This is a genomic window from Geofilum rubicundum JCM 15548 (assembly GCF_000974365.1).
GTDB classification, from domain to species: Bacteria; Bacteroidota; Bacteroidia; order Bacteroidales; family Marinilabiliaceae; genus Geofilum; species Geofilum rubicundum.
The window spans coordinates 1-23,040 of record NZ_BAZW01000009.1; the positions used below are offsets into that span (position 1 = coordinate 1).

Genomic DNA, 23,040 nt, shown 5'->3' on the forward strand with positions numbered 1-23,040 from the left:
CTTGCAGCGGCGGCCCTTTTGTTTCCTTTTTGGGGCTGCAGCCAAAAAGGAAAAGCCCTTGCGGCTTGAGCAAACCCGGTGCGGCTCCAGCACAGCCAAAAAGAAAATATATTTTTTCAAAACATTATAATTGAAAAAAAAATGACGCTATCTAAATTAATAGAAATATCCCGTGAATACGGCCGTCACAAAGAATTTGTGATCGCCGGGGGAGGCAATACCTCTTACAAAACGGCCGACCATCTATGGGTGAAAGCCAGTGGACATGCTTTGGCCACCATTGGCGAAGAGGGCTTTGCACAACTCGACCGGAAAAAGTTGGCCCTGGTGGCCAGTAAATCATACAGTGATGATAATTTTGAGCGTGAACGGCAGGTGAAGGATGATTTGGCAGCCGCCAATTTGACCTCTGAGCGTCGTCCCTCGGTGGAGACTTCCATGCACGATGTCATTGACTACAGCTATGTGATTCACCTGCACCCCACAGCGGTTAATGGTGTGATGTGCGCCAATGATGTGGAAAAGGTGTTGCCATCCATTTTTGGGGAAGATGCCTTGTACATTCCCTATATCGACCCGGGATACATTCTGTTTAAAGAGGTAGAGAAGCAGATCAAATTGTATCGGGCTGCCCATGGATTTGATCCAAAAGTCATCTTGCTACAGAACCATGGTATTTTTGTGTCGTCCGATTCTGTGGATGAGGTCCGTGACATATACGACCGTCTGTTAAAAAGCATCGACAGCCACCTCAAGCAGCCCTTGCCCACCCAGGAAGTAGAGGTGCCCGGTGTGGTGACAGAGATCATTCCCGCCCTGCGCATGTTGGCCAGTACGGAGGAACTGAAGACTTTGAAAGTACGCAACAATGCGCTGGTGCAACATTTCTCGGACAGTGCGGCGGCCTTTGACAAGGTGAGCAAACCTTTCACACCGGACATCATCGTCTATTGCAAATCAAAATACCTTTACATTGATGAGTCCAATCCCGCGGTGGTGATTGAACGCTTCAAGACCGCTTATACGGATTTTGTGGCAACGAATGGCTATCCGCCTAAGGTAGTCCTGATCAAAGGCATTGGCATGGTGGCCATTGGCGAAAACAGTGCGCAGACCGACATCATACTGGATGTATTTGAAGACATGTTGAAGATTTCCTGGTTGTCGGAGTCCTTTGGTGGCCAGCACTTCATGACCGATGCGCAAATCGGGTTTATAGATACCTGGGAGGTAGAGAACTACCGCAGAAGCATGGCGGTCGTGGCTTCTAAAGGTCGGGTCGAGAACCGCACCGTCATTGTTACCGGTGCAGCGCAAGGATTTGGCGAAGGCATTGCCCGCGAGTTGAAAGAGCAGGGAGCGAATATTGTTGTGGCTGATTTGAATGTAGAAAAAGGCAGGGCTGCGGCAGCAGAGTTGAATGCCATCAAAGGTGGCAACAAAGCCTTGTTTGTCAAAACAGACATCAGCAAAACCGAAGAAATTGAGCATTTGGTGGCCGAGACCGTCAAGCACTTTGGCGGGGTAGATGTATTCATCAGTAATGCCGGTATTTTAAGGGCTGGCGGTCTGGATGAGATGACGCCGGAGAACTTTGACCTCGTGACAAAAATCAATTACAATGCCTACTTCTATTGCACCAAAGTGGTTTCAAAAGTGATGAAATTGCAGACGCAATACAAAGCGGATTATATGGCCGACATCATTCAAATCAACAGCAAGAGTGGACTCAGTGGCAGCAAGAAGAACTTTGCCTATGCCGGCGGTAAATTTGGTGGTATTGGTCTCACACAATCCTTCGCCCTTGAATTGGCGCCCGATCGCATCAAAGTCAACAGTGTTTGTCCCGGAAACTTTTACGATGGCCCCCTCTGGAGCGATCCTGAAAGGGGATTGTTTGTGCAGTATTTAGAGGCCGGAAAAGTGCCCGGTGCCCAAACAATTGAGGACGTTAAACAGTTTTACCTGAACCAGACACCCATTCAGCGTGGTTGCACGGTTAAGGATGTGGTAAAAGGAGTGATATACCTGATTGATCAGGCTTATGAAACGGGTCAGGCCTTGCCTGTTACCGGTGGTCAAATTATGTTGAAATAAATAAACTATGAAGACAAAAGCAATTAGATTATATGGCAAAAAAGACCTTCGGATGGAGGAATTTGAGTTGCCCGAAATAAAGGACGATGAGATACTGGCCAAGGTGGTTTGCGACAGCATATGCATGTCGTCCTACAAAGCCGCCAGCCAGGGCACCGACCACAAGAGAATTCCGGATGATGTGGCTGAAAACCCCATCATGATCGGTCATGAGTTTGCCGGGGAACTGGTCCAGGTAGGTTCAAAGTGGTCCTCTCAATTTAAAGTGGGGGATAAATTCTCCATTCAGCCTGCCTTAAACTATGAGAACGGACCCGTAGGCATTTTGAGTGCACCGGGATATTCTTATCAGCATATTGGCGGAGATGCGACCTATGTCATCGTTCCCAATGAGGTGATGGAACTGGGATGCCTGTTGCCATACAAAGGACAGGGCTATTATCCGGCCTCGCTTTCCGAGCCCTTATCCTGTGTGATAGGTGCCATGCATGCCAATTATCATACAACGCCGGGCTCCTATGTGCATAAAATGGAAATTGTCGATGGTGGCAAAATGGCCATTTTGGCAGGAGTTGGCCCTATGGGACTGGCGGCTATCAATTACGTGTTGCAGCGGGAAGACCGCAAACCATCGCTGATGGTGGTGACGGATATTGATCAAGCCCGTCTGGATAGGGCCGAGAGTCTGTATTCTGTGGAATCGGCCAGGGCGAAAGGGATTGATTTGCGCTATGTTAATACCAAGGAAATGGCTTCTCCGGCTGAGGAACTGAAGGACTTGACTGGCGGCTATGGTTATGATGATGTGTTTGTGTTTGCCCCGGTTGTACCTATAATTGAGCAGGCAGATGCCATCTTAGCCTTTGATGGCTGTCTCAACTTTTTTGCGGGTCCAAGTAATCCTGACTTTACGGCACCGCTTAATTTTTATAAGATCCACTATGAATTTACCCACATTGTGGGCACCAGTGGCGGGAATACGGACGACATGAAAGAAGCCTTGCAACTGATGGGCAAGGGACTGGATCCGGCCGGACTGGTCACGCACATCGGAGGCCTGGATGCGGTTATCGATACGACCTTGCGCCTGCCGGAAATTCCCGGTGGTAAAAAGTTGATTTACACCCATGTGGAGCTGCCTTTGACCGCTATTTCTGATTTTGAAGAGAAAGGAAAGACCAATACTGTGTTTGCTGAGCTGCATGCCTCCTGTCAAAAACACAAGGTTTGTGGAACCTGGAAGCCGAAGAGATTATGATGGAAAAAGGCCATTTGTTAAAATAGAGGCAAGGGATGGATACGCGCCGGTAAAATCCACCATTTTATTGGCTTAAGAAGTAACAATTATTTAGGTGTGATGCGCCCCTGTTGAGCTGTTTACAGCCCAACAGGGGCGCTTTTTCGTGCTGTTTTAAAGGTTTTTAAGATGTCAAAAAATATAAAATTAGTGTCAATTTGTGTATTGTCAGAGCATTTTTTAAGCTCTATTTTTGGTAAAATATTAAAAATAGTTTAATCCGCCATTAAATTTAATTTATATGCAAGCATTATTAGGGATTCTTTTTCACTCCATTGGAGGGTTCGCGTCGGGTAGTTTTTATATGCCTTTTAATAAGGTGAAAGGCTGGGCCTGGGAGACGTATTGGTTGGTCGGGGGACTGTTTTCATGGTTGATTGTGCCGCCGCTGGCTGCCTATCTGACCATACCGGGTTTCTTTGACATCATCATGGGCGCTTCTACCCAGATTATTTATCTGACCTACTTTTTGGGAGTGATGTGGGGTATTGGAGGATTGACTTATGGTCTGGGTGTTCGTTACCTTGGAATGTCTTTGGGTAACTCTGTTATTTTAGGTGTGAGTGCCGCTTTTGGTTCTCTGGTGCCGCCCATTTATTACAACATTATGGCCGTTCCAGGGAAAATTACCATCTCCGACATGTTTAACTCACCCGGCGGCTTGGTCGTACTTTTTGGCGTGGTGGTCTCCTTGATTGGTATCGCCATTACCGGTAAGGCCGGTGTGATGAAGGAGGGAGAACTTTCTTCTGAGCAAAAGCAAGCCAGTGTTAAGGAATTTGCCCTCGTGAAAGGTTTGGTAATTGCGATTATTTCAGGGGTTTTGAGTTCGTTCTTCAGTTTTGGAATAGAAGCCGGAAAGGTGATTGCAGAAGAGGCAGCCATGGTGCCCGACAGGTTCTTTACCGGATCAAGCTTGCTGTTTGCCAACAACGTCACCTTTGTCGTTATTTTATGGGGGGGCTTAACCACCAACTTAATCTGGTGTGTTATTCTGAGTATCAGAAACAGGACATATCCCGATTATGTGAATAAGAAGAAGCCCTTGTTCAATAATTATATGTTTGCCGCTCTGGCCGGAACCACCTGGTTTTTGCAGTTCTTCTTTTATGGAATGGGAGAAAGCAAGATTGGCAGTGGCGCGAGCTCCTGGATTTTGCACATGTCCACCATCATCCTTACCGCCAATATGTGGGGTATTTATAACAAGGAATGGAAAGGGACTTCACGCAAAACCATTTTGACCATTTCGATGGGTATCGCCGTTATTTTATTAGCCGTTATCATTGTAGGTATTGGCAATGCCATGGGGATAACCGCCACCAATTGATTTAATTTTTTAAGACAGTTATATTATGGATAGTAAAGAGAGTGTGAAAAAGGCTTATGAACTGGCGAAAGAGCAGTATAAAGCTCTGGGTGTGGATACCGATGCCGTTCTGAAACAAATGGATAAAGTGCAAATTAGTCTGCACTGCTGGCAGACCGATGATGTGGGTGGATTTGAGAAGCCCGATGCCGAGCTGGGTGGCGGTGGCATTCAGGTGACCGGTAATTACCCTGGAAAAGCGACCAGTATTGAGGAGATGCGGACCGACCTGGATAAGGTGCTGGCACTATTGCCCGGTAAACAACGACTCAACCTGCACGCCATCTATGGCGAGTTTGGTGGCGAGTTGGTCGATCGGGACCAGATTGAAGTGAAGCATTTCCAGGGCTGGATTGATTGGGCCAAGGAGCGCGGCATGGGACTGGATTTTAACCCGACCTGTTTTTCTCATCCCATGGCCGACACCGGTTTTACTCTGTCGAGTAAAGACGAAAGTGTGCGGAAATTCTGGATTGAACATGTGAAGCGCTGCCGGGCCATTTCTGCTGAAATGGGTAAGCAACTGGGAACACCCTGTGTCATGAATACCTGGATTCCGGATGGTTCCAAAGATGAGCCCATCGATCGAAACGGTCACCGCGCCCTTTTGAAAGCCTCTTTGGATGAGGCCTTGTCCACTCCCTATTCCAAAGAACACATGATTGACGCCGTGGAAAGTAAGCTCTTTGGTATTGGTGCCGAATCAATGACAGTGGGTTCGCACGACTTTTACCTTGGGTATGCCATTGCCAATAGCAAGGCCATTTGTCTGGACAGCGGACACTTTCACCTGACTGAGTCGGTGGGCGATAAGATTTCTTCCTGCCTGCAGTTCGTGGATGATGTATTGCTGCACATCAGTCGACCCATTCGCTGGGACTCCGACCACGTGGTAACTTTCAACGATGAGGTGCGCCTGATTGCCAGTGAAATTGTACGCAACAATTATCTGGACCGGGTGAAAATCGGCCTCGACTTTTTTGATGGTTCCATCAATCGGGTCGGCGCTTACGTTGTAGGTACCCGTGCGGCCCAACAAGCCTTTATGGTGGCCATGCTGGAACCGACCAAGACCTTACGGGAATACGAAGAAAAAGGACAGTATTTTGAGCGACTGGCTTTGTTGGAAGTACTTAAAACCCGATCGTTTGGCGCCGTGTGGGATTATTACTGCCAGGTCAATAATGTACCTTCAGGAGATGGTTTTATAGCCGATGTTCAAAAATATGAGCAAGCGGTTTTGGTGAAGAGATAGATGAATGATAAAGGCCCACCAAATGCACCTGCATTTCGTGGGCTTTTTTTGTAACGTAGAAAGTTAGCTGGCATGGAAAAAGTTGTGGCCATATTCGATATTGGCAAGACCAATAAAAAGGTCTTACTCATTAATAAATCTCTGAAAGTTGTCTATGAGACAGAGGAGAAGTTCTCAACCACAGTGGATGAGGATGGCGTAGAGTGTGATGACATTGAACGGATAGAATCATGGATGTTTTCTTTTTTGGAGAATCTGGTGTGCAACAAGCATTACGAATTGGCAGGTGTTAATTTCTCGACCTATGGCGCCACTTTGGTGTGGTTGGATGGGGAGGGCAAGCGATTGACCCCCGTTTACAATTATTTAAAACCCATTGATGCACAATTTCAGCAAGCCTTGTTTGATCAGAATGGCGGTGAGGTGGAATTTTGCCGCAACACAGCGAGTCCGGCCCTGGGCATGATGCTCAATTCCGGTGTTCAAATCAGTTGGATGCAGTCGGAGCGACCGGATGTTTTCTCAAAAGCGCGGCACATCCTGCATTTTCCCCAGTATTTATCATCTCTGCTAACAAGGAAGTATGTGTCAGAGTTGACCTCCATTGGCTGCCATACCTTTATGTGGGACTTTGACCACCAGGAATATCACCCCTGGCTCAGGGAGGCAGGCGTTTCCTTGCCCGATCCGGTTAAAAATAATACGCTTTACAAAGTAACTGTGGGCGATAGTGAAGTGAAATGTGGTGTGGGTATTCATGACAGTTCTGCCTCTCTGGTACCCTATCTGATGGCCGAATCGGAACCCTTTTTGCTTATCAGTACCGGTACCTGGTGCATCAATATGAACCCCTTTAACCATGAGCCTTTAACGGCGGAAGAATTAAAGCAGGATTCCCTGTGTTATATCAGTGTCAACCAAAACAGTGTTAAATCTTCCCGCTTCTTTCTGGGCCACATTCACGATGTGAATGTGGAACGCCTGACCAAGTGGTTTGACGTGTCGCCACAGGCTTATAAAGATATTGTGGTCGATCGCGAGCTGGTCGGTCAAATGGTGGATGGCACTTGTCCCTTGCCTGGCTTCTTCGCTTCCGGCGTGCCGGAAGCTTATGTGGACGAGGCCATTGACCTGAGTGCCTTTGCCGATTTTAATACGGCTTACCACCAATTAATGTTTGATTTGTCGCGCCTGACCGCACAGTCCATTCGTCTGGTCATCAGTGACCAAAGACAGGTTCATAAAATGTTTGTCTCCGGTGGGTTTGCCCGCAATGAGATTTTTGTTCGCCTCATGGGCGACTTCTTCCCTTCGTATGAAGTGCTGACTTCACGTGTGGACAATTCCAGTGCCCTGGGCGCTGCATTGGTTATTATGAATGGTGTGTTAAAATATGCCCAACCCGAAATTGACCTGGATCTGAAGCGCTGGAAATCTTTTAAAGAACTGGTGTAATGGAATAGCCGTTTGTTGGAAATGGCCTTAAAATTTTTGACCATGAATAATTTTAGTTTTTTGATTTTGCTGATGGTGATGACCGGTTTGTTTTCGGCCTGTGGGCCAAAAACGAGTCCCGTTACCCACCAATCCATTGCTGTTGAAGCACCTTTTGATATGCCCGAGATCACCGTGCCTGATTTTTCGGCTTGCGTCCGTTTGGATATCACCGAGTTTGGCGCCCGGGCAAATGATTTGGAGGCGACCACCGCTGCCATAGCCCAGGCCATGGAGCAAGCCTCTGCTGCTGGAGGCGGTGTGGTTGTGGTGCCCGCCGGAGAATGGCCCACCAAGGCCATTCATTTCCGCAGTCATGTCAATTTACATCTGGAAGCGGATGCCGTTCTTCTTTTCTCCGGTCAACCGGAGCACTATCTGCCCTCGGTGCATACCACCTGGGAGGGTATGGAATGCTACAATTATTCGCCCCTCATCTATGCTTACGAGTGTGAAAATGTGGCCATAACTGGCTCCGGTAAATTGAAGGCCGAAATGGCCGTCTGGGAACAGTGGTTTCCCCGTCCCGAGCCTCATATGGCGGCTCTGAAGGAGTTGTACCACATGGCCGCTCAGGGGGTGCCTGTGGAAGAGCGCCAAATGGTGGGCAACGATGCCAATTTGCGCCCCCATTTCATACAATTCAACCGTTGTAAAAATGTGCTTCTCGAAGATGTCTCCATTGAAAACAGTCCCTTTTGGGTCATTCACCCTTACCTCAGCAGCGATGTGGTGATCAGGGGCGTCCATGTTTTGGCGCATGGCCACAACAACGACGGGGTAGATCCGGAGATGAGCCAGAATATGCTCATCGAGGACTGTGTATTTGATCAGGGTGATGATGCCATTGCCGTGAAATCGGGTCGCAACCAGGATGCCTGGCGCCTGAATACCCCCACCAAAAATCTGGTGGTTCGTAACTGTCTCATAAAAAACGGTCACCAGCTTTTGGCCATTGGCAGTGAATTATCGGGTGGCGTGGAGAATGTGTTCATGGATAATTGCATCGTGGAAGAGGGAGCCAAAATGTTTCACCTGGTTTTTATCAAAACCAATGAACGCAGGGGCGGTTATGTGAAAAATATTTTTGTCCACAATGTGAAAGCCGGTGATATTCGGGATGGAGTTCTGGGTATTGAGACGGATGTGTTGTATCAGTGGCGGGATTTGGTGCCGACTTATGAGCGACGACTGACCACTATTTCGGATGTGGTGTTGACCAATATCCAGATAGGGGATGTCCAATTTGTTTCGCGCATTTTGGGGGAGGAAGAAATGCCGGTGAAGGATATTCGTCTGGAAAATGTTACTTATGGTGCGCTTTCACAGGAAGCGCACATACACAAAAATGTTGAGGGCTTTGAGGCGCTTTAGTGGCGGCCGTTGCCAAAACGCTTTTTAGTGTGTTTGAATTATAAATGAGTTGTAACTGCTTTGACCCCATGGCCAAAGCAGTTGTTTTGTTAGAATGGATATGTGTTAAATTGTGTGTATCTTTATTTTTGTTTTACGAACCATTGATAATTATGACAGACTTTAAATATTTCTTCGGAAGAATCATGTTGATTCTGATGGTGTTGGTTTTGGGCGCCTGTGACTTTTCGGCTTCTCAGGAAGATGTGCTGGTCCCCAAGCCACTGTTTCGGGACCCGGTATATGACGGCACGGCCGATCCGGTGGTTGTCTTTAACAGGGAAGCAGAAGAGTGGTTTATGTTTTATACCAACCGCCGGGCCAAGGACACCACCCTGAATGGTTTTGAGTGGGTGCACGGTACCCGGATTGGTATTGCCGCCTCCAAAGACGGGGTCAACTGGACCTACCGGGATACGGCCGATATCGATTACCGCTTGAAAGATTATACGCACTGGGCCCCCGAGGTCATTGAGCACGAAGGTCTGTACCACATGTATCTGACTTATGTGCCCGGTATCTTTCAGGATTGGCGTCACCCCAGGGATATCCTGCACCTGACCAGTACCAATCTGATTAATTGGGAATTTCAGTCCAAATTGGAACTGGCCTCTGACCGTGTTATCGATGCCTGCGTTTTTCAGTTGCCCGATGGTTCCTGGCGTTTGTGGTACAACAATGAAAGAGCCGGTAAGGCCATGTTTTATGCCGATAGTCCGGATTTGTTCCAATGGACCGACAAGGGAAGGGTGTCCATCGACAGAGCCGTGGGGGCGAGGGACCAAAAGTGTTCGAGTGGAAAGGTCAATACTGGATGATCACGGATGTCTGGAGTGGTCTGGCCGTTTATAAAAGTGACGATCTGCTGGATTGGAAGCACCTGCCCGGCAATCTGCTGGAGGCTCCAGGAACAGGGGAGGACGATCAAGTGATGGGCGGACATGCCGATGTGGTGATCAACAACGATCGCGCCTTTCTGTATTATTTCACGCATCCGGGCAGACGCGACGGTACCGATCCGCATGATTTATTCGAGCAACGACGCAGTTCCCTTCAGGTGGTCGAGTTGTTTTTCGAGGACGGACGTTTGGTCTGTGACCGTGATCAACCGCTGTGGATGCGGCTGCATCAGCCGAGTAGACCCGGGATCAATTTCTTAGAGGCGATAAGATGGCAACAGTTAAAGGTTTGATACATCCATGAGTCAAAAAGTTAATTTTCTATCGATACAATGGTCAACGGCGCTGGTGTTGGGATTTTTGTTGCTATTTTTAGGAGCGACCAGCAGCACCGGGCAGAAGCATCTGCAATTTGCCCATTTGACGGTGGAGGATGGACTGCCTCAGAATACGGTGCATTCTATTGTGCGCGACAAGTACGGTTTTATGTGGTTTGGCACCTGGAACGGACTGAGTCGCTATGATGGTTATCAATTTACCAATTACCATTTTGATCCGGACGACAGTACATCGCTGGTTAACAATCGGGTGCACCTGCTTTATAAAGACGGCGCAGGCGATATTTGGGTATCCACCTTTGATACCATTGTCTGCCGTTACAACTACGAAACGAATGATTTTACCCGCTTTAACCCGAATGAATTGCCTGAAGGCTTGCAGGATTCTACCTACCGACACAATGCCCATTATTATTACGAAGCAGAAAATGAGGCCTTTCGATGGGAGATTCGGGAACACCGCCTATGGCAGACCGACCAGAAAAGCGGGGCTTCCATGGAATACCATTCCGGTATTTTTTCTGAGCCCGGGCTGAGTAACGATATTGTGTACAGTATTTATCTGGATGAAACCGGCATATTGTGGGTGGGTACGGCCATGGGAGGCGTTAATTATGTCGATGTTGAATCCGACCACTTCACTTATACCCCTTTTGTCTTAGAAGTGGATGAGCATTTGATTAAGGCGCCGGTACGCACCATTCTGGTGGATGCCGACCAGCTTTGGCTGGGATCGAGTGCCAACGGTTGGGCCTTGACGGATAAAACAACTGGACGTGCCGAGGTTTTGAAGCCTGTTCGCCATCCGGCCTTTAGCTCTGATAACATTCGTGCCATGTACCTTGACAAAGTCGGTGATGTTTGGATGGGGTACCGGATGGGGTTGTACCGGTATCACCGGGACACGGAACACATTCAAAGATATCATCCCGACAAGGTGGCCAATACCCCTTATTACGTCGTTTCAGAAGACCGGTCCGGAACCCTGTGGGTGGGCGGATTTAATAACTTGCTGCGTTACAACCGTGCGGCGGATGAGTTCGAGACCTACGACCTGCCTTTTATGGAGACGCCTTCCAGTGTCATGGCTTTGGAATTTGGCCGGGATGGCAGTATTTGGGCAGGGACGGAGTTGTCCGGACTCTTCCGGATTTCGCGGGACCCGGTGACTGGAGACTGGACCGATACGCTGGTCTATGCCAGGGCTTCAGCCCCTGGCAGACAATTGCCGGATAACCGGGTTTATTCTCTTTTGGAAGATGGACTGGGACATATGTGGGTAGGGACCGGTAACGGCCTCTGTCAAATTGATGTCCATACAGGTGCGGTCAAGGTCTTTAATAAAGCCGACGGACTGGCAGATGCTTACATCGCAGGATATTAAAGGATGAAGCAGGGCATTTGTGGGTGAGTCACAAACGGGGCATTTCACGTGTGGATATAGATGATGAGACGATTACCAATTTTACGGTCAGAGTGGCCAATCGGGGCTATGAATTTATGGATGGGGCCGGCTATCGGGATTCGATAACGGGTCGCCTGTATTTTGGGGGGCTTGACGGGTATGTCAGTTTCTTACCGGATAAGATGCAGGGCAACCAATATCCGCCTGAGGCGAGAATTACCCATTTGTACTTGAATAACGAAAGGGTGCTTCCCGGCAGGGAAGTGGGTGGCAAAGTGTTACTGAAAAAGCCCGTCTATTTGACGTCTTCTTTGGTGCTGGACTATGACCAACGAAATTTTGCGCTGGAGTTTTCGGCCATGCATTATGCCAATCCTGCCCACAATCGTTATGCCTACTACCTGGAGGGGTTCGACAGTGACTGGGTAGAGGGGGACGGCCGGTTCCGGCGGGCTGTTTACAACGGTCTGCCACCCGGGGATTATGTTTTCAGGTTGAAAGCGGCCAATAGTAATGGGGTATGGCATTCTCAGGAAACAAGCCTGGCTATTCGGATTTTGCCGCCATGGTGGCGCGGACCTCTGGCCTACATCGGCTATTTTTTGGTTTTGCTGCTCATCGTCATGGGGGTTTATTATGTTTTTCTCGTCAAGTGGCGATTGAAACATCAAATTGAGCTCGAACGCTTTGAGATTGATAAACTCAAGGAAATGCAAAGTCTGCGTTCCCGCTTTTTTACAAGTATTTCTCATGAATTACGGACGCCGCTGACCCTGATCCTCGACCCGGTGGAACGCATGATCAATACAGAGATTACTCCTGAGGACAAAGGGAGATATCTATCGCTGATTCAAAAGAACGCGCAGCGTTTGCTGCGCTTACTCAATCAGCTTTTGGCCTTTAAGCGCATTGAGTCGGGACACGAAAGTTTTAACTGGCAGCCGGCTGCTCTTCAAAAATTATTGTATGCCATTTATGCTTCCTTTGAGGTAAAGGCTGCTACCCGGGGCATTGATTATCGTTTTGAAAGCGAACTTCCCCAGCTGCTTGTTTGGGCAGATGTGGATAAGATGGAGAAGGTTTTCTATAATCTGTTGGGCAATGCCTTCAAGTATACCCCGCAGGGTGGACGGATTTCCATGGAAGTTTCAGAGGTTGCCGGTCGTAAGCGGGAGCCTGATGGGCCCGTTTACGTGCAGATCATCGTGCGTGATTCCGGCGAGGGCATTGCGCCTGAGATCCAGAATCAGATTTTTGAACTGTTTTATAAGGCGAATGAGCTGGCTGACCAAAATAGCAACGGAGTGGGTCTGGCCTATATCCGGGAATTGGTATTGTTGCATAAGGGAGAGATTTCAGTAGAAAGCCAGGTCGGAAAGGGGGCCTGCTTTAAGGTGGTATTGCCCCTGACGGTGGTGAACGACCAGTCAATCACTGCGGATTTGCCCGCCTCCTTTCTCACTTCAGTTGACGATGGGGATCCTTCCGCTTCATTGGAAGCCGGGGTGGATGTGGAGATTTCCACCATTTTATTGGTGGAAGACGACCACGATATCAGAAATTATATGGCAGAAACGCTTCAGCCCTTCTATCAGGTTTTGCAGGCCTCCAATGGTCAGATGGGTTTTGAGCGGGCACTGAAAAACCATCCCGACCTGGTCATCACCGATGTGGTGATGCCGGAATTATCGGGATTGGAACTTTGTGAGAAGTTGCGCAACGACATGAGAACCTGTTTTATTCCCGTCATTATGCTCACCTCCTTAAGCGATTCCGAGGCCCATGTAGAGGGGGTGGAATCTGGAGCCGATGTGTATCTCACCAAGCCTTTTCAGTCGACCCTCCTGTTGGCACAAATCCGACGTTTGCTGGCATCCCGGGATCAAATCCGTGAACGCCTCATTGCTATTGCAGAGAAGGGGAGCAGCGAACCATCGCCAGCATCCGTTGAGGAAGCCCCTGTCGATGAATTTCTTTCACGCGTCCGGCAACACGTTGAGGAAGGCGTTTTTGACGTACAAGAATTGGCCGAATGTCTGCATTTAAGTCGGACCCAACTCTACCGCAAGGTGAAGGCCACAAGTGGGCAATCGGTCTCCGAACTGGTAACCGGAATACGCATGAAATTTGCGACCGATTTGTTGCGTTCGGGTGAAAACAATGTCAATGAAGTGGCCGACCGCCTCGGATATTCTGAGCCGGGGAATTTTTCAAGGGCTTTTCAGAAATACTACGGTCAAACGCCACGGTCTTTTATGCAAAACCGTTAAGCGTGGTTTGTTTTTTGTCGGCTGTCAATCGTGAATTTCGCGTTGCTCCTTTCCTGCCTGTTTCTTTCTCTAAATTTTAAAAATACGCCTATACGACTTCGTTAAAGGCCCTGTTGATCCCTGGTGAAACAAAATGATTGGTTTTTGACCCGAAATGATAGGCAGGGGGTGTGGGGCTTCGGCTATTTTTGTTTGTATAAAATTGTAAACAATCTTGAAAAACGGTTAGTATGAGCTTGAGATCTTTTTTTGTGTCGTTAATTGTTATGACCTTCTTGCTTCAGTCGAAGGCAACCGCCAATAATCCGCACCGCGGGGCGTATAATTTTAATTCCGACTGGAAAGTCTATGTAGGTGATCCGGAAGGGGCAGCTCATACATCCTTCAATGATCAGCAATGGGAGGTTGTTACTTTGCCGCATGCCTGGAATGAGGATGAGGCCTTCAAACTGGATATTAAAGACCTTTCAACCGGTATTGCCTGGTACCGAAAGACCTTTGTTTTGCCTGAGGGAAGTGATGACAAAAACGTATTTGTTGAATTTGAAGGTCTCCGGCAAGCCGGTGAATTTTATGTCAATGGTACTTTGGTGGGGTTGCATGAGAATGGCGTAATGGCTGTAGGATTGAACCTGACTTCTCTGCTCAAGCCTTACCCACAGGAGAATGTGATAGCTGTAAGGACAGATAACGACTGGAACTACCGCGAACGGTTTTTTAATCAGCGTTACCAGTGGGCCGATCGAAATTTTAATGCCAATTATGGAGGGCTGACCAAGAATGTTTTTCTTCATATCACCAATAAGGTATACCAGACCCTTCCTTTGTATTCTAATTTGGGAACAACCGGGGTGTACGTATATGCCAGTGATTTTGACATCCCGGCCAAAAAGGCCACTGTGCATGTCGAGTCTGAAGTACGCAACGAGACCGATCGTGCCCGGGTTGTTAATCTGGATGTGGTGGTGGAAGATTTGGACGGAAAGGAAGTCCAGCGCTTTAAAGGCTCACCCCGTATGATTTCTCCGGACGGATTAAGTGTTTTAACTGCTTCTGCCGACATGGACAATTTGGAATTCTGGAGCTGGGGTTATGGTTATTTATATAAGGTGCGTGCCCGTTTGGAAATGGACGGTGCCATTGTGGATGAAGTTCCCATTCGTACCGGTTTTCGGAAAACGGAGTACAAGGATGGGATGATCTATTTAAACGGTCGCGTGATCATGCTCAAAGGATATGCCCAGCGTACCAGCAACGAATGGCCGGCTATGGGCATGTCGGTACCTGCCTGGCTGAGTGATTATTCCAATCAGTTGATGATAGAAAGTAACGGGAATTTTGTCCGTTGGATGCACATCACCCCATGGAAACAGGATGTGGAAAGCAGCGACCGGGTGGGCTTGATTCAGGTGATGCCTGCCGGAGATGCGGAACATGATGTCACCGGTCGACGCTGGGACCAACGCGTGGAGTTGATGCGGGATGCCATTATTTATAACCGTAACAATCCAAGTATTCTTTTTTACGAAGGTGGCAATAAAGGCATACGTGAATCGCACATGTTGGAGTTGTTGGCTGTGCGCGACAAGTACGATCCCCATGGTGGTCGCGCCATGGGCAGTCGGGAAATGCTGGCCAGTAAAACGGCAGAGTGGGGAGGAGAAATGCTGTACATCAATAAGAGTGCCCGCAAGCCTTTGTTTGCCAATGAATATTCACGGGATGAAGGCCTGCGTAAGTATTGGGACGAGTTTACCCCTCCCTATCACAAAGATGGCGATGGCCCGCTCTACAAAGGTGATGATGCCAGTGTTTACAACCGCAATCAGGATTCCCATGCCATTGAAAATGTGATTCGCTGGAATGAATACTGGCGCGAGCGTCCGGGGACCGGTAAGCGGGTGAACAGTGGCGGTGCCAATATTATTTTCAGTGATACCAACACCCACCATAGAGGAGAGGAGAATTACCGCAGAAGCGGAGAAGTCGATCCCATGCGCATTCCCAAAGACGGTTTCTGGGCCCACCAGGTTATGTGGGCCGGATGGGTGGAACTGGAAGACACGCTGACCCATATTCTGGGGCACTGGAATTATAAAAAGGGCACGGTCAAGGATATATATGTGGTTTCCGGTGCTGAGGAGGTGGAATTGTTCGTGAATGGTCAATTACTGGGCAAGGGACGGCAAAGTCATCGCTTTCTCTTTACTTTTGAAGATGTCTGTTTTGCAGAAGGCGAAATCAAAGCCGTAGGGTACAATCAGGAAGGACTGAAAGTAACTGAGGCGGTTCGCCAATCAGCCGGGAAGCCCCACGCGCTTCAATTGACGCCCATGGTTTCACCTGCCGGCTTTAGAGCCGATGGAGCCGATGTGGCCCTCGTCCAGGTGGAAGTGGTGGATGCCAAGGGGCGTCGCTGTCCCACCGCCCTTAATATGGTCAACTTTGAGCTACAGGGGCCTGCGGAGTGGCTCGGTGGCATTGCCCAGGGACCGGATAATTATATTTTATCGAAGCAATTGCCAGTAGAAGGGGGCGTCAACCGTGTTTTGGTACGCTCCACTACTGAAGCCGGAACCATTCAACTGACCGCAAAGGCAAGGGGACTTGAAACGGCCAAACTTGAGTTAACAACCCTGCCATTTGTTACTCAAAACGGTTTAAGCACAGTGCTTCCGGCAGATGGATTACCTTCTTTCATAGGTAAAGGACCTACGCCCATGACCCCTTCGTACCGAAAAACCCGAATAGCTGTCCAGCCTGTGGCAGCGGATGCCGGCATCAATAGTGAGGATGTCAAACAAAGTTTTGATGACAACGAAGAAACCAGTTGGACCAATGACAATCATCTGGACAAGGGCTGGGTGCGTTATCAATTAGAACGTGAAGCTGAATTGAGTCAGATCAACATAAAACTCAGTGGTCACAGAACCCGCAGCTACCCTATTCGCGTTACGGTTGAAGGTCGGGAAGTTTTTAAGGGTAGTACGCCCCGTAACTTAGGGTATGTCAGTATTGATTTTGAAACAATTAGAGGCAAGGAGGTAATGGTTCAGTTGATTGGTGCCACCAGTTATGAAGATGAGTACGGCATTGTGGAGATTACCGGACAGAAGGATGAAGCTGTGCTGGCCGACCAAGAGGAAAATCGTGAGGGCAGTCTGAATATTGTGGAAATTGAATTCTATGAAAAAGCGGAGTAAATACTGAGTTTTAAACAAATACAATTATTAATTGTTGTTCACAGATGTATGTAAATGTTAATTGGTATTGTCCGTTCTGGTGCCAAATTATACAATTGAAGTGTCAATTTGTGTATTGATGACTGTTAAATTGTGTTTTATATTTGTGATATTCTTAAAGAGTTTTTGACCCAGCCTTAATCCTTTTTTTTGTGATAGCGTCCGTAGTGGTGAGTTTTACCGGTTAGATGGTGAAACTGGCTTTTGTTTTCCTTTTATTTTTTTAAGAAAGGATTTTAAAAAAGCGTTTTTTTCAGTTAACAAGTGGTGTTGAGTCAATCAAATATTGGTGTAAAAGAATGATTAAATAATGTACAAATTATGAAGAATGTTTTTTCTAAGTCTCTAATGGTTGTTGTTTTTGGCCTGTCGTTGTTTTTTATGACGGCTTGCGAAGACGACAATTATTATGAAAAACCTTCATGGGTAGGTGAGCCCATCTATCAGATGCTGGAAGCAGAAGGGGATTTTTCGCACTATCTGGCTTGCGTTGATAAAACCGGATATGCACGACTGTTAAAGGCCAGTGGCTTTTATACGGCTTTTGTCCCTAATGATGCGGCGTTTGAAAAGTTCATGCAGGAGAATGGGATTGGTTCCATAGGTGAAATCTCTGAAGAGATGGCCAATGATATCGTTGCCTATTCCTTGGTAACTGTGGCCTCGACTTCCGATAAAATCGATGATTTTCAACGGGCTGTGGCTTATGAGGACAGGGAGGAGAATCTGAATATCGCCTATCGCAGAAACACCATGAAAACAAAGGGGGTTTACAGTTATCAGCCTTACGAAGGAAGTGCGGTGGATGTGGTCGATGTCAACGGGGCTTCTCCTTTTCCCGGGCAGAGTGGCTTGTTTTATTTGGAAGATAAAAACAACAAGAGTATTCCCTTTTTTACAGACGCTTTTTTCCAGACCAAAGGCTTACCAGTTGCGGATTATAATTTCTTTTATCCCGATGCTGAGTTTTCCGGCTTTAACGCTGCAGATGCCCGGGTGATTCGGAAAGACCTGCGAAGTGAAAATGGCGTTGTGCATGTGGTGGACAAGGTGATTCTTCCTTTGCCTAATCTCGAGGAAATCCTTTACAATGCTGAGGAATCGTCAGATTTTAAAGATGTAATAGATCGTTTCATGGTGGAACTGCGACCGGCTCCACGGGATTTTTTATTGCAGGAAGAAAGAAACACCGGCGTTTATAAGAATATTTATATCAAAGATTATCCCGCGCTGCATTTTCCGCTCAATAGTGAGAATTTTTTGCGTGAGCAGGGAAGTACCCAATACCAAACCAACGGTTGGACATTGTTTGCGCCTACCAATGAAGCCTTGCAGACGTATTTTTCCAATGTGTTTTTGGCCTACGGGTATGAAACGCTGGAACAAATGCCTCAATTTGTCATTGAAGAGTTGATTAACGCGCATTTCTTCAGAACCGCTGTATGGCCTAGCCGCTTTGAAACCACCCAAAACTATTTTGGGGAGCCGGCGCGTTTCGACAAGGATGTGGATGTGGTCGACAGTGAGATAGGTAGTAACGGGTTTTATTATACCGTTAATAAAGTTCAGGAGACCAATTCCTTTTCTACGGTTATGCGGGACGTTTTACTCGACCCCCGTTATACCATGTTTTATCGGGCACTGGTGGCTACCGAAAACCAGTTTCAGTTGCGTAATCCTATTTCCCGTCAGCAAATTTTGTTGGTATCCAATCAGCAGTTTGAGGATTTGGGGATTACCTACAGTGCCACAGAGAATCTCTGGGAACACAATATTCCGGAATGGGAAGACATCAGTATTACCAATGCATTGAACCGCTTGCTGAACCTGCATATGATTTTTATTGCTGACCCGGAGGAATCCTATAAGGACATGTCTACCGGTTTCGGTCTGGTGGAAACCAATAACGGGGAGTATATCCGTTATTTCAGAGGCCGCATCTGGGCCTCCGGTCAGACCATCTCTACGGCTTCTGTTCTTCAGGCTGTTAATGATACCATGCGCAATGGTTTAAGCTATGAGATCAGTCGGCCACTCATGTTCACCACACAACACATCGGGGCCTTTTTGGAAGCCAATCCTAATTACCGGAATTTCTACCGGTATTTGGAGAAGTCGGCCAATTCGACTGCACCGGGGGCTGAAGATCCCAATGAAAAGAGTCGTTTGGTTTATGACCCGGATACCAAACGGATTACAGATGTATCTATTGCGGATGACCAGACCTTTTTGATTCCCAATAATGCGGCTATTGATCAGGCTGTTGTGGACGGCTTATTGCCTGAGATAACTGCTGCTGACTTTACCCAGGAAGAGCATGAGATGGTCAAACGTTTTGTGCATTTCCATATTCTGCAGCGTCAAATTATTTATCCCAATGGTGGGTACAGCAATATAGCCTATACCAATTACCGGGATAATGAGGGAGATACTTTTGTGTCGGTGGACAGCAACACGCCCGATCAACTGAAAATATATGACCGAAAAGGCCGGGAGTCGGTGGTTACTGCTACAGGGACTTCTGCTCATACCAACGTGCTGGCCAATCGTGCCATCATTCATTTGATGGACAATTATCTGGATTACCGCGCGGAGGTGGTCGAAGAATAGGTCGCTACCAAAGGCTTGGTGAAGACAGGCTCTATGCCTGCGTTAATTTGAATAATTTTAATAGATAGAATCTATGTTTAAAATAGTTAAAGCAATACTGTTTGTACAGGCACTTTTTCTGCTTTTTCCGCTGTCGGCCCAACAAAGAGGCATTGTTCGGGGAAAGGTCACCAGTGATTTTGAGCCCCAGGGAGTTATTGGTGTGACAGTGGCCGAATTGGATCAGAACAATCGTTTGATCAATGGTACCGTGACCAATCTGGACGGGGATTATATCATTGAAGTGCGTGACAATACCAATCGACTACAATTTACCAGTGTGGGGTATCAAAACCAAACCGTGGAAATAGCAGGTCGTACGCGTATTAATGTGAATTTGGCAGACGCTATAACCGAGCTGGAAGGTGCAGAAATTGTCGGATATCGCCGGACCAATACCGGGGCTTTGAATGTGGCCGACCGGGATTTGGCCATTCCTGTTTCCAAAATTTCGACCGAGGAATTTGAAGGTGTTCAGGCCTCCTCCATTGACGAGGCCCTTCAGGGACGCATGTCTGGTGTGGATATTACTGCCAACAGTGGGGATCCGGGCGCCGGAATGAGTATTCGTATCCGGGGTGTCAATACCCTGTCTGTGGATGCCAGTCCGCTGATTGTGGTGGATAACATCCCCTATGAGGTCAATGTATCGTCCGACTTTAACTTTGCTACGGCCAATGAGGAGGGCTACTCTCAAATGTTGAATATTCCGGTGGACGATATTTCTGAAATATCGGTTTTGAAGGATGCGGCCGCCACTGCCATGTGGGGAACACGCGCCGCCAACGGCGTGTTACTTATTACCACCAAGCGGGGAAGCAAAGGACGGAAACCCATGGTTCAATATACCTTCCGCGGAACCTACACGCCCACTCCTCCCACCATTCCTTTACTCAATGGTGATCAGTACAACACCCTGATGCAGGAAGCTTATTACAACAGCAACAATACGCCCATGCCTTTTGATACTTATCGGGAGTTTCTGCAAAGTCCCGATGACCCCTATTATTTCTATAATTATGGCGCCAATACCAAGTGGATGGATCACCTGACGCAGAATGGCTACATTCAGAACCATGACTTTTCCATTACTGGTGGTGGAACCAAAGCTTTTTACCGCTTTTCAGTGAACTACCAGGGGCAGGAAGGTACCACTGTCGGTACCAGTCTTGATCGTCTTTCCACACGTTTGAATCTCGATTATGATATTTCGGATAAACTGCGCTTGCGCGCCGACTTCGCCTTTACCCATAGTGATACCTATGGGAATTATTCAGACGAAACCATTAAGAACAGCCGTTCCGTGCGCAGTGTAGGTTACCGAAAAATGCCGATTATGTCCTTGTATGAGTATGATGCCGAGGGAAATTTGACCCCCAATTATTTTTCCCCCGAGAGTAACTCTCAGGGAACAGCACCGGATACTTATAATCCCGTTGCTTTGGCCAATGAAGCTTCTCCAGGACATTGAACGATCGTATTACCAATAAATTCTCCTTGTACTACGATATTATGCCTGGTATGAGATACACCATGAATTTATCCTTTGATGTGAATACCAATAAGGTGAACCGTTTTTTGCCACAAACGGCCACAGGAAAAACCTGGACCGATAGTTGGGTGAATCGCGCCTTTGATAAAGATGATGATTCATACTACATCTACACCAATAATCAGTTAAATTATACCAAGAACTTTTACAATGTGCACGACTTGACCACAGCGGTCAATTTCATGACCAATGAGTACATCGGTAACTTTTATGATCTGGAGACTTCCAATTCTGCTTCTTCCTTGTTGCAGGATCCATCATTGGCCAATAAATACCGTGAAGGCGGTATGGGCTTTAACTCTGGTCCTGGCGGGGACGAGATCTGGGTCTGACAGGGGTGGTTCATTATAAATATATGGATAAGTATATTCTTTCCGGAAGTTTGCGTTATGAAGGCAACTCCAAGTTTGATGCTTCCAATCGTTTTGGCTTATTTAAAGGATTATCGGGTGCCTGGAGGGTTTCTGGTGAAAACTTTTTGGAGTTTGCCGACTGGCTGAATGATATGAGATTGCGTTTCAGCTATGGTGAGAACGGGAATAAACCAAGAAAGGAAGGAATGTTCTTTAATAATTATGCCACTTTCGGTTGGAATTATTTGGGATACAATGCGGTATATCCCACCAATATGCAATTGGAAAATCTTAAGTGGGAATCCTATACGAGTTACAACTATGGTATTTCATTCGACGCCTTTGACAGTCGTTTGTTAATTGAAGCGGATTACTATCAGAACCGTACGGAAGATATGTTCGGTTATGATGTGAATATTCCATCCTCCACCGGTATTTCAGAAATTAATATCATGAACATTGGGGTGATGGACAATGTTGGCTGGGATTTTTCCATTCGGACGCTGCCCATCAAGAAAGCGGATTATTCAATGACTTTTGATTTCAATATCGCCAAGAATTACAACATTCTTCGTGAGGTGGCCGATGGCTATCCACTGGAACGTAACCTTACTTTGGGTAATGGTCAGTACAAAAACATTATTCAGATTGACAACCCCATTGGTTCTTTTTATGGTTACCGCTATAACGGGGTTTATACCGAAGAAGAGCAGTTGTTGGCCCGTGATGTCAACGGAAATATCATCGCTGATCCCAATGGAGATCCGGTGACCATGGTGTATGATTTCGATAATGTTCGTTATCCTTTTCAGTTAGGAGACGCCATGTATGAAGATGTCAATAATGACGGAAATATCAGCGCGCAGGACATCGTTTATTTGGGAGATGCCAATCCGGACTTTACCGGTGGTTTTGGTTCTTTGATGAAGTATAAGAATTTTTCTTTCAATTATTTCTTCTACTTCCGTTACGGTAATGACATTATAAACATGACCCGGATGCAGGGTGAAAAAATGCATAATTTTGACAACCAGTTGGCATCGACATTGAAGCGTTGGCGGAATCCCGGTGACGAAACCGATATTCCCAGAGCGATGCTGGGCAGCGGGTATAACTGGCTGGGATCTGATCGCTTTGTAGAAGATGGTTCCTTCCTGAGATTGAAGTACATTACCCTTACTTATAATGTACCCAAATCCTTTTCTCAGCGAATGGGCATTTCTTCGATGAGGTTATCCACTACCATGAATAACCTGCTTACCTATACCAATTATACGGGACAAGATCCTGAAATCAACATTAAGTCGAACGATGGAACCATTTATACTGTGGGCTACGACAATTCCAGCACGCCTGTGGCCAGGCAGTTTACCCTGAATTTGTCTGTTACATTTTAACGTATTAAAG

Annotated in this window: 15 protein-coding genes; all 15 read left to right on the plus strand. The window is 47.2% G+C overall.

The genetic code is table 11. The annotated features are described in order from the left end of the window. Positions 1–141 precede the first annotated feature (141 nt). The 15 genes from JCM15548_RS06770 to JCM15548_RS06835 all read left to right on the plus strand — a co-directional run bounded on the left by JCM15548_RS06770 (position 142) and on the right by JCM15548_RS06835 (position 23,030). Positions 142–2,097 (plus strand): SDR family NAD(P)-dependent oxidoreductase, encoded by a 1,956-nt coding sequence (locus JCM15548_RS06770; RefSeq protein WP_062123737.1) that lies wholly within the window; start codon positions 142–144, stop codon positions 2,095–2,097. A gap of 7 nt (positions 2,098–2,104) precedes the next feature. Then, a complete protein-coding gene (locus JCM15548_RS06775; protein WP_227625539.1) occupies positions 2,105–3,355 on the plus strand; it encodes a zinc-binding dehydrogenase in 1,251 nt (416 codons plus the stop codon). 280 nt (positions 3,356–3,635) lie between these two features. Further along, a complete protein-coding gene (rhaT, locus tag JCM15548_RS06780) occupies positions 3,636–4,724 on the plus strand; it encodes an L-rhamnose/proton symporter RhaT (protein ID WP_062123739.1) in 1,089 nt (362 codons plus the stop codon). A gap of 25 nt (positions 4,725–4,749) precedes the next feature. Continuing rightward, positions 4,750–6,018, plus strand: coding sequence for an L-rhamnose isomerase (locus JCM15548_RS06785; RefSeq protein WP_062123741.1), 1,269 nt, complete (start codon positions 4,750–4,752; stop codon positions 6,016–6,018). A gap of 72 nt (positions 6,019–6,090) precedes the next feature. After that, positions 6,091–7,473: an FGGY-family carbohydrate kinase gene (locus tag JCM15548_RS06790; RefSeq protein WP_062123743.1), complete on the plus strand. Its 1,383-nt coding sequence runs from the start codon at positions 6,091–6,093 to the stop codon at positions 7,471–7,473. A 42-nt stretch (positions 7,474–7,515) separates the two neighbouring features. Further along, a complete protein-coding gene (locus JCM15548_RS06795) occupies positions 7,516–8,886 on the plus strand; it encodes a glycoside hydrolase family 28 protein (protein WP_083985016.1) in 1,371 nt (456 codons plus the stop codon). A 152-nt stretch (positions 8,887–9,038) separates the two neighbouring features. After that, a complete protein-coding gene (locus JCM15548_RS06800; RefSeq protein WP_227625540.1) occupies positions 9,039–9,743 on the plus strand; it encodes a family 43 glycosylhydrolase in 705 nt (234 codons plus the stop codon). Beyond that, the gene (locus JCM15548_RS23230; RefSeq protein WP_227625541.1) at positions 9,740–10,117 is read left to right on the plus strand and encodes a glycoside hydrolase family protein; all 378 of its coding nucleotides are present in this window, start codon (positions 9,740–9,742) and stop codon (positions 10,115–10,117) included. Before JCM15548_RS06800 ends, JCM15548_RS23230 begins: the two co-directional genes overlap by 4 nt. Positions 10,118–10,124: 7 nt before the next feature. Next, positions 10,125–11,546: a ligand-binding sensor domain-containing protein gene (locus tag JCM15548_RS06805; RefSeq protein ID WP_062123747.1), complete on the plus strand. Its 1,422-nt coding sequence runs from the start codon at positions 10,125–10,127 to the stop codon at positions 11,544–11,546. Between the two features lie 23 nt (positions 11,547–11,569). After that, complete coding sequence (locus JCM15548_RS06810) at positions 11,570–13,837, plus strand: hybrid sensor histidine kinase/response regulator transcription factor (protein WP_157482488.1); 2,268 nt, start codon at positions 11,570–11,572, stop codon at positions 13,835–13,837. Positions 13,838–14,067: 230 nt separating this feature from the next. After that, positions 14,068–17,040 (plus strand): glycoside hydrolase family 2 protein, encoded by a 2,973-nt coding sequence (locus JCM15548_RS06815; RefSeq protein ID WP_062123751.1) that lies wholly within the window; start codon positions 14,068–14,070, stop codon positions 17,038–17,040. 360 nt (positions 17,041–17,400) lie between these two features. Next, entirely contained in the window at positions 17,401–19,689 is a 2,289-nt protein-coding gene (locus JCM15548_RS06820; protein ID WP_062123753.1) for a fasciclin domain-containing protein, read from the plus strand. A gap of 73 nt (positions 19,690–19,762) precedes the next feature. Next, positions 19,763–21,199, plus strand: a complete 1,437-nt coding sequence (locus tag JCM15548_RS06825; RefSeq protein WP_062123755.1) for a TonB-dependent receptor plug domain-containing protein — start codon at positions 19,763–19,765, stop codon at positions 21,197–21,199. Between the two features lie 26 nt (positions 21,200–21,225). Beyond that, complete coding sequence (locus JCM15548_RS06830) at positions 21,226–21,612, plus strand: hypothetical protein (RefSeq protein WP_162198186.1); 387 nt, start codon at positions 21,226–21,228, stop codon at positions 21,610–21,612. Between the two features lie 23 nt (positions 21,613–21,635). Continuing rightward, on the plus strand, positions 21,636–23,030 hold the full coding sequence (locus tag JCM15548_RS06835; RefSeq protein ID WP_062123759.1) for a SusC/RagA family TonB-linked outer membrane protein: 1,395 nt from the start codon (positions 21,636–21,638) through the stop codon (positions 23,028–23,030). Positions 23,031–23,040 lie beyond the last annotated feature (10 nt).

Excerpts from the sequence above, each read along its gene's own strand:
- JCM15548_RS06785 (WP_062123741.1), top strand. The coding sequence starts at position 4,750 with ATGGATAGTAAAGAGAGTGTGAAAAAGGCTTATGAACTGGCGAAAGAG.
- JCM15548_RS06820 (WP_062123753.1), top strand. The coding sequence starts at position 17,401 with ATGAAGAATGTTTTTTCTAAGTCTCTAATGGTTGTTGTTTTTGGCCTG.
- JCM15548_RS06775 (WP_227625539.1), top strand. The coding sequence starts at position 2,105 with ATGAAGACAAAAGCAATTAGATTATATGGCAAAAAAGACCTTCGGATG.
- JCM15548_RS23230 (WP_227625541.1), top strand. The coding sequence starts at position 9,740 with ATGATCACGGATGTCTGGAGTGGTCTGGCCGTTTATAAAAGTGACGAT.
- JCM15548_RS06795 (WP_083985016.1), top strand. The coding sequence starts at position 7,516 with ATGAATAATTTTAGTTTTTTGATTTTGCTGATGGTGATGACCGGTTTG.
- JCM15548_RS06800 (WP_227625540.1), top strand. The coding sequence starts at position 9,039 with ATGACAGACTTTAAATATTTCTTCGGAAGAATCATGTTGATTCTGATG.
- JCM15548_RS06825 (WP_062123755.1), top strand. The coding sequence starts at position 19,763 with ATGTTTAAAATAGTTAAAGCAATACTGTTTGTACAGGCACTTTTTCTG.
- JCM15548_RS06815 (WP_062123751.1), top strand. The coding sequence starts at position 14,068 with ATGAGCTTGAGATCTTTTTTTGTGTCGTTAATTGTTATGACCTTCTTG.
- rhaT (WP_062123739.1), top strand. The coding sequence starts at position 3,636 with ATGCAAGCATTATTAGGGATTCTTTTTCACTCCATTGGAGGGTTCGCG.
- JCM15548_RS06835 (WP_062123759.1), top strand. The coding sequence starts at position 21,636 with ATGGATAAGTATATTCTTTCCGGAAGTTTGCGTTATGAAGGCAACTCC.
- JCM15548_RS06790 (WP_062123743.1), top strand. The coding sequence starts at position 6,091 with ATGGAAAAAGTTGTGGCCATATTCGATATTGGCAAGACCAATAAAAAG.
- JCM15548_RS06770 (WP_062123737.1), top strand. The coding sequence starts at position 142 with ATGACGCTATCTAAATTAATAGAAATATCCCGTGAATACGGCCGTCAC.
- JCM15548_RS06805 (WP_062123747.1), top strand. The coding sequence starts at position 10,125 with ATGAGTCAAAAAGTTAATTTTCTATCGATACAATGGTCAACGGCGCTG.